General features: G+C 68.9%; 10 protein-coding genes. 5 read left to right on the top strand and 5 right to left on the bottom strand.

Annotated features, from left to right (window positions below; translation table 11 throughout):
• Window positions 1-177 precede the first annotated feature (177 nt).
• The 4 genes from Y958_RS02655 to Y958_RS02640 all read left to right on the top strand — a co-directional run bounded on the left by Y958_RS02655 (window position 178) and on the right by Y958_RS02640 (window position 6,936).
• Entirely contained in the window at window positions 178-1,440 is a 1,263-nt protein-coding gene (locus Y958_RS02655; RefSeq protein ID WP_088870801.1) for a tetratricopeptide repeat protein, read from the top strand.
• 381 nt (window positions 1,441-1,821) lie between these two features.
• The gene (locus tag Y958_RS02650; protein WP_004271971.1) at window positions 1,822-3,849 is read left to right on the top strand and encodes an OPT family oligopeptide transporter; all 2,028 of its coding nucleotides are present in this window, start codon (window positions 1,822-1,824) and stop codon (window positions 3,847-3,849) included.
• Between the two features lie 174 nt (window positions 3,850-4,023).
• Entirely contained in the window at window positions 4,024-5,625 is a 1,602-nt protein-coding gene (locus Y958_RS02645) for a DUF1800 domain-containing protein (RefSeq protein WP_088870800.1), read from the top strand.
• A gap of 18 nt (window positions 5,626-5,643) precedes the next feature.
• Window positions 5,644-6,936, top strand: a complete 1,293-nt coding sequence (locus tag Y958_RS02640; RefSeq protein ID WP_088870799.1) for a DUF1501 domain-containing protein — start codon at window positions 5,644-5,646, stop codon at window positions 6,934-6,936.
• Between the two features lie 57 nt (window positions 6,937-6,993).
• On the opposite strand, the gene Y958_RS02635 is transcribed toward Y958_RS02640, so the two are convergent.
• The 4 genes from Y958_RS02635 to Y958_RS02625 all read right to left on the bottom strand — a co-directional run bounded on the left by Y958_RS02635 (window position 6,994) and on the right by Y958_RS02625 (window position 11,057).
• Window positions 6,994-8,442, bottom strand: a complete 1,449-nt coding sequence (locus Y958_RS02635) for a methyl-accepting chemotaxis protein (protein WP_244909341.1) — start codon at window positions 8,440-8,442, stop codon at window positions 6,994-6,996.
• 234 nt (window positions 8,443-8,676) lie between these two features.
• Window positions 8,677-9,318 (bottom strand): DUF1826 domain-containing protein, encoded by a 642-nt coding sequence (locus Y958_RS02630; RefSeq protein WP_186291231.1) that lies wholly within the window; start codon window positions 9,316-9,318, stop codon window positions 8,677-8,679.
• A complete protein-coding gene (locus tag Y958_RS31820; protein ID WP_186291230.1) occupies window positions 9,315-9,590 on the bottom strand; it encodes a hypothetical protein in 276 nt (91 codons plus the stop codon). Before Y958_RS31820 ends, Y958_RS02630 begins: the two co-directional genes overlap by 4 nt.
• A gap of 54 nt (window positions 9,591-9,644) precedes the next feature.
• Entirely contained in the window at window positions 9,645-11,057 is a 1,413-nt protein-coding gene (locus Y958_RS02625) for an MFS transporter (RefSeq protein WP_244909340.1), read from the bottom strand.
• 170 nt (window positions 11,058-11,227) lie between these two features.
• Here Y958_RS02625 and Y958_RS02620 point away from each other — a divergent pair, with 170 nt between their 5' ends.
• Window positions 11,228-12,136: a LysR family transcriptional regulator gene (locus tag Y958_RS02620; protein ID WP_088872432.1), complete on the top strand. Its 909-nt coding sequence runs from the start codon at window positions 11,228-11,230 to the stop codon at window positions 12,134-12,136.
• Here Y958_RS02620 and Y958_RS02615 read toward each other — a convergent pair.
• The gene (locus Y958_RS02615) at window positions 12,133-14,085 is read right to left on the bottom strand and encodes a potassium transporter Kup (RefSeq protein ID WP_198924862.1); all 1,953 of its coding nucleotides are present in this window, start codon (window positions 14,083-14,085) and stop codon (window positions 12,133-12,135) included. The two genes, Y958_RS02620 and Y958_RS02615, sit on opposite strands and share 4 nt — an antisense overlap.
• Window positions 14,086-14,102: the final 17 nt, after the last annotated feature.

Genomic DNA, 14,102 nt, shown 5'->3' with positions numbered 1-14,102 from the left:
AAGACGGGTGTAGGGGTTGACGAGCACCCGTTCCATCCCGCAGGGTCGCCCCGCCAGGGATTAACCCTATCCTTCCGTGGCAGCGGTGTCCCCGTCGGGGAGGATCGCGGCGGCGGGGAGACGGTTGCCCGAAGTCGACCTTGGCCCCTTCGACGCGACGCCGGACCGGGCCATCACATGATTGCCATCGACGAGGACCGAATGCGCGCCAAATTCTATCCCCTCATGCTGGGTGCCCTGCTGGCTGCCGGTATCGGGACCGCCCAAGCCAAGGACAAGGACAAGGACGCCACGCCGCCGGAAAAGCAGATCAGCAAGGAACTGACCCCGTCGCTGCAGGCCGCCCAGAAGGCGCTGGACGAGAAGAACTACCAGGCCATCATCGACGCCACCGCGCAGGCCGAGGCCGCCAAGGCCGACCGTACGCCGTACGAAAACTTCTTCATCGCCGAGATGCGCGTGCAGGCCTACCTGGGCCTGAACGACACGCCGCACCTGATCGACGCGCTGGAGGCCGAGCTGGCCACCAACCAGCTGCCGGAGGCGGATGCCGCCAAGCGTGAGCGCACGCTGATGCAGCTCTACTACCAGAACAAGGATTATCCCAAGTTCATGGCGAAGTCGGACGCCGTGGTCCAGAAGGGCGGCGCCACGCCGGAGATCCTCACCCTGCGCTGCCAGGCCTCCTGGTCGCTGAAGGACTGGGCCGCGACCGACACGAACTGCAAGCAGGCCATCGACGCCGATGAAAAGGCCGGCAAGCCGGCGCAGGAGCAGGTCTACCAGATGCTGGTGGACAGCGCCGCGCAGCGTAAGGACTACAGCAACTACGTCGACTACATCGCCATGCTGCTGCAGCACTACCAGAAGCCGGACTACTGGGCCGACTACTTGGCCTTCCTGCCGCGCAAGCCCGGCTTCTCCGACCGCCTGGCCCTGGACCTGTACCGCCTGAGCGCGCGCGTCGGTGCCATCAAGGGCGGCAACGAGTACCTGGAGTACGCCGACCTGGCCAAGCAGGCCACCCTGCCGGGCGAGGCCAAGGCCGCCCTGGAGAAGGGCCAGAGCCAGCTGGCCGGCAACCCGACCGCCAAGCAGATGCTGGCCGAGATGACCAAGGCCGCCGCCGAGGACCAGAAGGGCATCGACAAGCAGGTCGCCGAAGTCTCCAAGGCCCCCACCGGCCTGCCGCTGGAGAAGCTGGGCGAGGCCTATGCCAGCTATGGCAACCAGGCCAAGGCCATCGAGCTGATCCAGAAGGGCATCGACAAGGGTGGCCTGAAGAACCCCAACGACGCCAAGCTGCACCTGGCCGTCGCCTACCTGAACGCCGGCCAGAAGGACCAGGCCCAGAAGGCCTTCCAGGAACTGACCAGCGCGCCGGAAGGTGTCGGTGAACTGGCCAAGGCCTGGCTGCTGTACCTGAACCAGCCGGCTTGATGCCATCTCCAAGGCGCCCCTAACCACGCTTCTCATGCCGACAAGGCCAGCGACCGCTGGCCCCGCAGCGAGCACCGAAGGGCGCAGTGAGGATAGCCAAGGCCACGGATGTGGCCGCCCGGCACCTGAGGGAACAAAAAAGCGCAATAAAGTGAGGAACGGGGTCGGCCCAGCGCCGGCCCCGTTTCTTTTTGGCGGGAAAGCCCCGGATTCTGGCCTGGTCCGTCTGGCTGGCCTCGACGGGGCCGGGGGCGCCCGCTAAACTCCCGGCCCATCCAGTCCGGCGCCCGCTTGAAGGGGCCCACAAAAGCGGCCGGCGCCTACACGACGACGTCGATACGACGCAGATGGGGATTCCTCACATATGACGGATTTCATCCGATGACCCGGTTCGCGCGCAGCTCGATTAGGGAACTGACCCTGCGCGGCATCATTCTGGGTGCCCTGATCACCGTGGTGTTCACCGCCGCCAACGTCTACCTGGGCCTGAAAGTAGGCCTGACCTTCGCCTCCTCCATCCCGGCGGCGGTCATCTCCATGGCGGTGCTGCGCCTGGCCAAGGACAGCACCATCCAGGAAAACAACTTCGTGCAGACGCTGGCCTCATCCGCCGGCACCCTGTCATCCGTCATCTTCGTGCTGCCCGGCCTGGTCATCGTCGGCTACTGGACCGGCTTCCCCTTCTGGCAGTCCGCCGGCATCTGCGCCGTGGGCGGCATCCTGGGCGTCATGTACACCGTGCCCCTGCGCCGGGCCATGGTGGTGCAGGGCAACCTGCCCTACCCCGAGGGCGTGGCTGCGGCGGAAGTGCTGAAGGTCGGCTCCCCCGACACGGCCGGTGAGGCCGGTGCGGACGAGGCCGCCAAGGGCGCGGGCCTGCGCGACGTGGTCGCCGGCACCCTCGTTTCCATCGGGTTCTTCCTGATGACGGCGATGCGCTTCTTCACCGAGCAGTTCCAGGGCTTCCTGCGCATCGGCAACGCCGTCACGGGCCTGGGCACCGGCCTGTCGATGGCCCTGCTGGGCGCCGGCTATCTGGTGGGTGCCACCGTGGGCTTCGCCATGTTCGTGGGCGTGGCCATCGCCTGGTTCGGCGCCGTGCCTATCCTGACCTGGCTGCACCCGCCGGTCGACGGCATGGACCTGATCAAGTATGCCAACAGCGTCGTGTGGCGCCAGCAGGTCCGCCTGATCGGCGCCGGCGCCATCGCCGCCGCCGCCATCTGGACCCTGATCGTCCTGGCCAAGCCGATGACCGACGGCATCCGCGCCTCGCTGAACGCCATGAAGACCGTGCGCGCCGGCAACGCCCACTCCGTCCCCCGGGTGGAGCAGGACATCCCCTTCCACTACGTCATGGCCATCGCCGCCGTGCTGCTGGTGCCGCTGGCGGGACTGTTCATCTCCTTCATCCTGGGCACGCCGCTGTCCACCCACTTGGTGGTGCTGGTCCTGGCCGGCGTCGTCTTCGCCGCCGTCATGGGCTTCATCGTCGCCGCCGCCTCGGGCTACATGGCGGGCCTGATCGGCAGTTCCAACAGCCCCATCTCCAGCATCGGCATCCTGGCGGCCATCGCCTCGTCCCTGCTGCTGGTCACCCTGCTGGGCAAGGACGGGGTGTCCGATCCGGTCATCCGCGGGGCCGCCGTGGCGCTGGCGCTGTTCACCACCTCGGTCGTGCTGACCATCGCCACCATCGCCAACGACAACCTGCAGGACCTGAAGACCGGCCAGCTGGTAGGGGCCACGCCCTGGCGCCAGCAGGTGGCCCTGGTGCTGGGCTGCATCGTCGGCGCCGCCGTCATCCCGCCGGTGCTGAACCTGCTGCAGCACGCCTACGGCTTCGCCGGCGCGCCGCTGGACCCGGGCATGGACCCAGCCAAGACACTGGGCGCCCCGCAGGCGACGCTGATGGCCACCCTGGCCACGGGCATCCTCAGCGGCAAGCTGGACTGGTCCATGCTGGGCATCGGCGCCGTGGTCGGCATCTGCCTGGTGGTGGTGGACGAGGTGCTGAAGGCCACCACCCGCCGCTTCCGCCTGCCGCCGCTGGCCGTGGCCCTGGGCATCTACCTGCCCATGACGGTCACCGTGCCCGTCAGCGTGGGCGCCCTGCTGGCCTACATCGTCGACCGCGTGCTGGCCCAGCGGGCCAAGGCGGCCGGTGTGCCCGTCGAGAAGTTCGCCGACGTGGCCCAGCGCCGCGCCATGCTGCTGGCCTCGGGCATGATCGTGGGCGAAAGCCTGTTCGGCGTGGCCCAGGCGGCCATCATCTCGCTGACCGGCAACCAGGAACCGCTGGCGGTCATGGGCGACGGCTTCGCCGGGGCGGCCGAATGGCTGGGCGGTATCGTCTTCCTGGTGGCCTGCCTGTGGAGCGTCCGCTGGGTGCTGGCCGAACGAAAGTAACCGGCACAGGATATCAAGTGGGGCGAAAAGCCTCATCCCGAAAGGGTTAGAAAGGGGGTCCCACCGGGGCCCCCTTTTTCTATCCATAGACCCTACCGCTACTGGCGGACGCCGGGTTATGACGGGAAATAGAGTAGCATGGGGGTCGGATCGATTGATCAAGGAGGGCCGGGAATGGTCGTCCCCACCCCAGTTGCGGCCGCTGGCGCCGCCCCGTCGCAAGAATGGATATTCCTGAACCGCTTCGCCTATGGCCCCAGGCCCGGTGACGCTCAGGCCCTGAAGCAACAGGGCATCCCGCATTGGCTGGATGAGCAGCTGCACCTGGCGGCCGCCGGCACCGGCCCGGGGCCCGAATGCCAGCAGAAGCTGGACAGCGCGGTCATGCGCATCAAGTACGACGCCGGCGAAGGCTGGGCCGCGCTGGATGAAATGCGCCCGCTGCGCACCCTGGACCAGCCGGTGGACGCGCTGTGGTCGCTGAACCAGCCGGACCGCAAGCTGCCTTATCAGGAACGGGTGCGCCCGCGTCTGGATTTGGCCGCGGCCACGGTCATCCGCGCAGTCTACGACCCCGCCCAGCTGCGCCAGGTCATGACGCTGTTCTGGCACGACCATTTCTCCGTCAACGCGGCCGACAGTTACACGGCCCCGGCGCTGCCCGCCTATGACGCCGCCTTGCGGGCCCACGCCCTGGGCAATTTCCGCGATCTGCTGGAGGCGGTGGCGACCAGCCCCGCCATGCTGATCTACCTGAACAACCGATCCTCGCGCGGCGGGGCGGCCAACGAGAACTACGCCCGTGAGCTGTTCGAACTGCACACCTTGGGCCGCGACGCCTACCTGAACACCCAGTACGACCGCTGGCGCGACGTGCCCGGCGCCCTGAAGGGCGCCCCTGAGGGCTATATCGACCAGGATGTCTATGAGGCCAGCCGCGCCTTCACCGGGTGGAGCATCCAGAGCGGCCAGGATCTGGGCGGCTACAAGGCGCCCAACGACGGCCGCTTCACCTACATCGAATCCTGGCACGACAATTACCAGAAGCGCGTGCTGGCGGCGGAATTCGACAGCTACCAGCCGCCGCAGAACGATGGGCACAAGGTGCTGGACCTGGTGGCCAACCATCCCGCCACCGCCCAGTTCATCTGCACCAAGATGGTGCGGTCCCTGCTGGGCGGGGAACCGTCGCCGGAGCTGGTCAAGGCCGCCGCCGCGACTTGGCTGGACAACCGCCAGCGCCCCGACCAGATCGCCCGGGTGGTGCGGTTGATCGCCCTGTCGCCCCAGGCCACGGCCAATTGGGGCGCCAGGCCCAAGCGGCCGCTGGAACTGGTGGCCAGCTTCGCGCGCGCCACCGGCATACCCGTCACCGCCAGCGAGCCGCTGGTGGGCACCATGGATAGCGCCGGGCAGAAGCTGTACGCCTGGCCCAGCCCCGACGGACACCCCGTGGCCGACGATTATTGGCTGGGCGCGCAGAACATGCGGGCGCGCTGGAACCTGGCGCTGGGCTTGGCGGAGGGGTGGTGGATGCCCCCCGGCCTGTCCGCCACGGCCCAGATGGGGCCGGCCGCCGCCCACAGCGGCCAGGCGGTGGCCTTTTGGTCCGACCGCCTGCTGGGCAGCCCCACGGCCATCGACGCGGCCGCGCTGCTGGGCGGCCTGTCACTGGCCGCCGACACGCCGCCCATGGTGGACAATAAAACCGGCGAATTCGCCAACCGCCGCTTGGCCGCTTACGTGGCCATGAGCCCCGCGTTCCAGCTGCGCTGAGCGGGAGGAGAGACGATCATGGCGTTCAATCGACGCGAGATATTGAAGACCCTGGCCGCCGCCGGCGCCCTCACCACCGTGCCCGGCCTGGGCCAGCTGGCCTTTGCCGCGCCCGGTGGCGCGCCCAATGGCAAAATCCTGGTCGTGCTGTTCTTCCGCGGTGGCATGGACGTGCTGAACTTCATCGGCCCGGCCAACGACGCCGTCTACATCGACGCGCGGCCGGCCGACCTGCGGCTGCTGGACAGCGGCGACAAGGCCGGCATCGCGATGGACAGCGATCTGGCGCAGGGTGTGGACTTCCGCCTGCATCCCGAGGCCGCCGCCCTGCATGAGCTCTACCGCCAGGGCGACCTGGCCATCGTCCACGCCACCGGCCTGTCCAACGCCACCCGCAGCCATTTCGAGGCGCAGGAACTGATGGAGCGTGGCTTGGCGGAGGAGCCCAAGGGCAACGGCGTCCTGGGCACGGAGGGTGGCTGGGTCGCCCGCCTGCTGCACCAGATGGGAAGCAATGGCGAGCTGGTGGCGGTCAGCACCGCCGGGGGCGTGCCCAAGCTGCTGCAAGGCTATCCCGAAGCCCTGTCCATTCCCGACCTGCGCGGCGGCTTCGGCCTGCCCGGCGGGCCAAGCACCCAGGCGGTGCTGGAGCGGCTGTACCCCGCCGCCGGCCAGCCGGCATCCTTCAACCCCAATGTCGCGCGCGGGGGCCGGGTGGCGCTGGACGCCGCGCTGCGCCTGAACGCCGCCCTGCCCAAAGGGCCGGACGGCAAGGTCCTGGCCTACCAGCCGGAGCATGGCGGCGCCTTCGAGGGCGACGTCGGTCGCTCGCTGGAGACGGTGGCCCGCCTGATCCGCATGGATGCCGGCCTGAAGGTCGCCTGCGTCGACATGGGCGGCTGGGACACGCATGAGGGCCAGGCCGGCCGGTTCAAGAGCCTGATCCACCAGCTGTCGGGCTCGCTGAGCACTTTCTGGAACGACCTGTCGGCCTATCACGATCGCATCACCCTGGTGACGGTCAGCGAGTTCGGCCGCCGCCTGCGGGCCAACCGCAGCGGCGGCACCGACCACGGCCATGGCTCGCTGATGATGGTGCTGGGCGGGGGCGTGGCGGGCGGCCGCCTGCTGGGCCGCTGGCCGGGCCTGCAGCCGCAGGACTTGGACGAGCGCGTTGACCTGGCTGTCACCACCGACTATCGCGACGTGCTGACCAGCGTGCTGAAGCATCGCATGGGCGTGGCCCAGGTGGATGCCGTCTTCCCCGGCTTCCACCCGGGCAGCGGCGATCCGGCCCTGTTCAGGGCGTAGTTCGGGCCCGCAGCGGCGTGGGGCATCTCCCCACGCCGCTGGTCCCGGGCTTCCCGCTCATCGCGCCAGCACGTGCGCGGCCCGCTTGGTGGTGGCGACGGCCTCGCCAACCTGGCCGATGGCCGCGGTGATGCTGCCGAGGTTATTGGTGACCGTCTCCACCGCCACCGCCGTGCGCTGCATGTTGGAGGACATGTCACGAGTCACGGCGCTCTGTTCCTCCACGGCGCTGGCGGTGGTGGTCACATATTCCCGCACCGTGCCGATGGACTGGCGGATGGTACTCAGGGCGCCCACCACCTCGCCGGACACGGCCTGCATGCCCTCGATCTCATCGGAGATTTGCTGGGTGGCGTTGGCGGACTGGGTGGCCAGGTTCTTCACCTCCGTCGCCACCACGGCGAAGCCCTTGCCGGCGTCGCCGGCCCGTGCCGCCTCGATGGTGGCGTTCAGGGCCAGCAGGTTGATTTGACCCGCGATGCCCCGGATGACCTCGACCACCCCTTCCATGGAGCGGGCGACCTCAGCCAACCGCTGGGTCGAGGCGTCGGCCTTGTCGGCCAGCGCGGTGGCGTTCTCGGCCGCCATCCGCGACTGCGCCATGCTTTGCGAGATTTCGCGGATGGATGCCGCCAGTTCCTCGGCGCTGGACGCCATCATCTGCACGGCACCGGAGGTTTCGCCAGCGGCGGTCAGCGCATCACCCGACTGGCGCGTGGTCTGGTCCACGGCGTGGTCGATTTCCCCGAAGTTCTTGTCGATCAGGACCTTCAGGTCGGCCAGCATCTGCACCTGGCGGGTGATGTCGGTAGCGTACTTCACCACCTTGAACGGCCGGCCGTTCAGATCGAAGATTGGGTTGTACGACGCCTCGATCCAGACCTCCTTGCCGCCCTTGCCCAGACGGCGGAACTGGGCCGCCTTATACTCGCCGCGGCGCAGCGCGTCCCAGAAGGCACGGTAATCGGCACTGTCGCGGTAGGCGGCGTCCACGAACATGGCGTGCGGCTTGCCCTGCACCTCGGCCAGCGTATAGCCCAGGGTGTTGAGGAAGCCCTCATTGGCGGTCAGCACGGTGCCGTCCATGGTGAACTCGATCACCGCCTGCGATTTGCGGATGGCGTCCATCTGGCCCCGCAGGTCGGCGTATTCCATCTTCTGCGCCGTGACGTCGGTCGCGTACTTCACCACCTTCAGCGGCCGGCCTTTGGTGTCGAGGATGGGGTTGTAGGAGGCCTCGATCCAGACCTCCTTGCCGCCCTTGCCGATACGCTTGAACTGCGCCGCCTGATATTCCCCGCGCCGCAACGCCTCCCAAAAGGCCTTGTAGGCGGTGCCGTTCCGCTCCGCCTCTTCCACGAACAGGGCATGGGTCTTGCCCTGGATCTCGGCCAGGGTATAGCCCATGGCCTTCAGGAAGTTCTTGTTCGCGGTCAGCACAGTGCCGTCCATGGCGAACTCGATCACCGCCTGGGACCGGTCCAGGGCCGCCAACGTGGCCGCCATGACCCGAAACTTCTGCAGAAAACCAGCCAGCATCATTTCAACACTCCGAAAAATCCAATATTCCAAGTCAGCCACACCGGCGAATTCACAAGATTTCGAAAAGGATCTCTCGCCGGAGCCAGGACTCGGAATATGCAGGAGGATTGGATATTTCATGGAGTATGATAAAAAACTTGCCGCCTTATTAATGTTCGTACACCGTTAACACCACCAACGGGATATATAAGCGAAAGGTTAGGTGGGCACCCAAGCCTCGGGCGACGCGGCCGAGGGTAGGTTCAGGCACAGGACCAGCCGTGCCTGGCCGGTGCCGGCGATGGGGGGCGACCGATGGACGATCCCCGCCCCAGAGGTGTCGTCACCTGTTTCGCCACAGCCCTTGAACAGCGCCACCGCATGGCGCGGCATCTCATGCAAGGGGCCCTGGTACCGCCGTTGCTCCGCCAGTGCGCGGGCGGCGTCTATCGGCGCCACCACCTGGGTGCCTGGGCCCCGATAGGTCGTGATCAGGCGCAGCCGCACATGGTCGCGGTGGAATTTCCAGCAGGCGTCGCCCTGCACCACCTCCAGCCGCAGGTCCACCCATTCCCCGCCCGCGACATCCAGGAAACGGCGGCTGAGGTCCACGATGTCGGCGGCCAAAGCCATGGGCGCGCCAGCCCCGTCCAGCAGTGGCCCCAGGGCGGTATCCACGTCACCAAGGCGTGCCAGGAAACGGCCTCGGGGCAGGCGGTCCGCCGGCAGCGCGTCCAACCAAGGGTCCAACGCCGCGCCGGGGAACCGGTCCCGGCGCCACAGCGCCAAGCCCACCGCCGGATCCGATACACGGCCCAGCACGGCAGGGCTGGCATCCTCGACAATGCCGGCGCCGGTCATTGCCGCGTCCGCCCGGCCACCAGGTCGTCCCCCTTCACATCGCCGCCGACATGGGCCGCCAGGGTGGCCAGCACATCGGCCACCCCTTCCGCCCCATAGACGGCGATCAGGCGCGGCAGCAGTTCCACCAGGCCGGCGGCCAACGCACTGTGCGCCGGGATGCCCGCTGCCTCGCATCGCGACAGCGCCCCCTGGAAGGTGAGCAGGGCCTCGGCGAAGCGGGGCGGCACCACGCCAGGGGGCAGTCCAAGGGCGGCGGTGAGGGTGGACATCGGGCTCGGGCTCCGGCAATGGAAGAGAAACCCAAGAAATGTAACGTTATAACATTACATTTCAAGCAAAGAATGCCGCCGCCCCCTGGCCGTCACCAGCAGGGCCAGGGCCACCAGGCCGCCCGCCGCCAGGAAGGTGACGCGCATGCCGGCGGCCACCGCGCCCGCCGGGGCATTGGTGATGTCGGGCACGCCGGCGGCCAGGACGAACACCGCCCCCAGGGCCGAGGCGCCGGTGATCAGGCCCAGGTTGCGCGCCAGGTTCAGGATGCCGGAGACGATACCCCGCCGGTCGGCCGGAACACCCGACATGACCGCGGTGTTGTTGGCCGCCTGGAACAGGGCGTAGCCGGCGGTCAGCACCGCGATGGACCCGACGTAACCGGCGACACCCGGGACGCCCCCTCGCGCACCCAGCCCCGCCAATGCCATCAGCACCGTCCCCGCCACCATGGCGGCCAAGCCGGCGACACTCACATGCGCCGCGCCGAAGCGATCGACCAGCCGGCCCGCCGGCACACCGGCCAGGGCGGACATCAGGGGTCCGGCCGACATCACCAGCCCCACCCCGGCGGGGCTAAGGCCCACGGCGCGGGCCAGGTAGAACGGCCCCACCACGAAGGTGGTCGCCATCACCGTCGCCACAGCGCCACTGCCCGCCAGGCCGGGCCCCACCACCGGGTCGCGCAGCAGGCCCAGGCGCACCAGGGGTGACGGCACCAGCACCTCCACCAGCGCGAACAGCCCGGCGCCCACGGCCGCCGCCGCCAGCAGCGCCAAGTTCAGCACGCCCCAGTGCCCTCGTCCCAACGTCATGGCCAGGGCGTACAGCGCCAGGGTGACGCCCAGCAGCACCGTGCCGGCGGCATCGAATCGGGGCCGGTCCGCAGATGCTGACGGCCCGTCCGCCGGTCCCCTATCCGCCGGCAGGGCCCGCCAAGCCAGCAGCAGGGCCAGACCGCCCAGCGGCAGGTTGACCAGGAAGATGGCCCGCCAGCCCCAGGCGGCGATGAGGGCGCCGCCCAGGGACGGGCCTAACGCGGTGCCCACGGCCGACATGGTGCCCATCAAGCCCATGGCGCGGCCGATGCGATCCTTGGGTACCGTTCCGCCGACGAAGGCCAGGGCCAGCGCCGTCATGGCCGACGCGCCCAGCCCCTGCGCCGCCCGGGCGGCGACCAGGACACCCAGGCCGGGCACCAAACCGCACAGGGCCGAGGCGCCGGTGAACAGGGCGAGGCCCGCCAGCAACAGGCGGCGGCGACCCATCAAGTCCCCCAGCCGCCCGACGCTGACGATCAGGGTCGTCATGGCCAGCAGATAGGCCAGCACCACCCATTGCACCTGCTGGAAAGGCGCGCCCAGGGCCCGCGCCAGGGTGGGCAGCGCCACGTTGGCCACGCTGGTACCCAGGGAAGACAGCAGCACGCACAGCGACAACGCGGCCAGGACCCACCGGGTCCCCATTGGCGCCACCGTCACTGGTTGATCCACACTCATTGAGGTCATGTCACCCTCCGCTCATTGGTTCGGGCGGACGGTAGCTGCCAGGGTGACATGGCGGAATGCGCACGGATTGCAGCATATTCGTGCATGCCACGCGCTATGTCGCGTTGCGCCGCATGTTAGGATACGTCATGGCTACCCTGCCCGACCTGAACCTGCTGATCACCCTGGACGTGCTGCTGAGCGAGGGCAGCGTGGCCAAGGCCGCGCGCCGCCTGCGGCTCAGCCCTTCAGCCATGAGCCGGGCGCTGGCCCGCCTGCGGGAGGTGACCGGCGACCCGCTGCTGGTGCGGGCGGGCCGGGGCCTGGTGCCCACGCCCCATGCCCTGGACCTGCGCGAGCGGGTGGCCCCCCTGGTGCGGGAGGCGGAGGCCGTGCTGCGCCCGGCGGAGGGGCTGGATCTGGCGCGCCTCACCCGCACCTTCACCCTGCGCACACGGGAAGGATTCGTGGAAAGCTTCGGCGTCGCGCTCGTCAACCGAGTGGCGCGGGAGGCGCCGGGCGTCCGCTTGCGCTTCGCGCCCAAGCCGGACAAGGGCAGCACGCCGCTGCGCGACGGCGCCGTGGATCTGGAAACCGGGGTGGTGGGCGACAGCATGGGGCCGGAGGTCCGCGCCCAAGCCCTGTTCCGCGACCGCTTCGTCGGCGTGGCGCGAACCGGGCACCCCCTAGGCCAAGGCACCCTCACCCCCGCCCGCTTCGCCGCCGCCCGCCACATCGCCGTGGCCCGCCGTGAGCATGATGCGGACCGCCGCCACGCCCCGGTGGACGCGGCGCTGGAACCGCTGGGCCTGATGCGTGACGTGGCCGTCATCGTGGGCGACTTTTCCGCGGCCTTGACCCTGGCCCGCGCCACCGACCTGGTGGCGACGGTGCCAGAGCGGCATACCCTGACCCTGCGTAAGGGCCTGTTCAGCTTCGCCCTGCCGGTCGATGTGCCGGAAATCACCGTGTCGTTGCTCTGGCACCCCCGCCTGGACGCCGACCCCGCCCATCGCTGGCTGCGCGGGTGCGTGCGCGAGGTCTGCGGGGAAAGTTAGACTTCCAGCCTGAACCCCACTTCCATCACCTGCTCCGGCGGCAGGTGGAAGTAGTCCGAGGCCCGCAAGCCCAGGCGCTGCATCAGGTGATAGGCGGTCCAGATGGGCCCGGACAGGGCGGGGTTCCGCTCGGCGCGGATCAGCCGTTCGTGCGAGATGTAGTAGGTCACCTCTTCCCGGCAGAAGGCCAGGCCCAGTCGGGCCAGGCCGCGCATGACCGTGGGCACGTCGGGCTTCTGCATGAAGCCGATGCGCACCGTCACCCGCCAGAAGCCGTTGCCCACCTGCTCCACCGCCAGGCGCTCACCGGCCGGCACGCGGGGCCGCTTGGTCGGGACCAGGGTCAGCAGGATGACATGCTCATGCAGCACCCGGTTGTGCGTGACGTGGTGCACCAGCATGGGCGACACCCGGTCGGCCGTGCGGGTCACGAACACCGCCGTGCCGGGCAGCCGGTGCACCACCGTCTGCTCCACCTGGCGCATGAAGTCGGCGAAGGTGGTGCCGCCCTCGCTCAGCTTGATCTGCACGATGGCGGTGCCCTTGCGCCAGGCCACCATGAGGAAGGCGATGAAGCCGCCGATGGCCAGCGGCAGCCAGCCGCCCTCCAGCAGCTTGGTGCTGTTGGCCACCAGGAAGGCCAGGTCCACGGCGGCGAAGAAGCCCATCATCAGGTTGGTGGGGATGGCCGGCCAGTTCCACAGTTCGCGCATCACCCGGCGTAGCAGGATGGTGGTGATCAGCATGGTGGCCGACACGGCGATGCCGTAAGCGGCGGCCAGCGCCTCGGAATGGCGGAAGCCCAGCACGATCATCAGGGTCGCCAGCATCAACAGCCAGTTGACCACGCCGACATAGATCTGGCCGTAGGACTTGCGCGAGGTGGGGGAAATGGACATGCGCGGCAGCAGGCGCAGGGTAATGGCCTGCCGCGTCATGGAAAACACGCCGGAGATCAGCGCCTGGCTGGCGATGACCGTGGCCATGGTTGCCAGGATGACCAGGGGCACCAGCGCCCAGTCCGGCGCCAGGCGGTAGAAGGGATTGTCCACCGCCTCCGGCTTGTCCAGCAGCAGGGCGCCCTGGCCCAGGTAATTCAGGATCAGGGCGGGGAAGACAACGACAAACCAGGCCCGGCGGATGGCGCCGGCGCCGAAGTGGCCCATGTCGGCGTACAAGGCCTCCGCCCCCGTCAGCGCCAGGAAGACGGCGCCGAACACGGCGAAGGCCACGCCCGGCGCATGCACCAGCAGATGTTCCGCCGACAGCGGGTTGAAGGCCATGAGGATGTCCGGCCGCTGCACCACATGGCTGAGGCCGGCCAGGGCCAGCACGCCGAACCACAGCGCCATGATGGGGCCGAACAGACGGCCGATGGCGCCGGTGCCGCGGTACTGGATGGCGAACAGGGCCACCAGCACCGCCACGGTCAGGGGCAGGACGAAGGCGCCCAGGTGGCTGTCGGCCACGACCAGCCCCTCCATGGCCGACAGGACGGAGATGGCGGGCGTGATGGCGCCGTCGCCGAACAGCAGGGCGGCGCCGCAGATGCCCAAGAACACCACCATGGGCACCATCTCCCTGGCGCTGGGCGGATGCACCAGGGACAGAAGCGAGAGGATGCCGCCCTCGCCATCGTTGTCGGCGCGCAGCACCAGGGCCACGTACTTCACCGCCACGATCAGAATCAGCGCCCAGATGATCAGGCTGACCACCCCCAGCACGTCGCCCTCGCTGGGCACACGGCCGTGATGGGTGACGGCGCCCAGTGCCGTCTGCATGGCATAGAGGGGCGAGGTGCCGATGTCGCCGAAGACCACCCCCAGCGCCCCCAGCATCAGCATGCCGCGGCTGCCGTGAACATGGCCATGGCCATGCTGTTCATGCAAGCCATCGGTCGCCGGGGCGGCACCGCCCTCGTCCTTCGCCATCGGTTCCGCGCTGGTCATCCGTCCGGTCCCCGCCC

The organism is Nitrospirillum viridazoti CBAmc, from assembly GCF_000730165.1.
Classification (GTDB): domain Bacteria; phylum Pseudomonadota; class Alphaproteobacteria; order Azospirillales; family Azospirillaceae; genus Nitrospirillum; species Nitrospirillum viridazoti.
The sequence above is the reverse complement of the archived record's forward strand: the minus strand, read 5'-3'. Positions and strand labels throughout refer to the sequence as shown.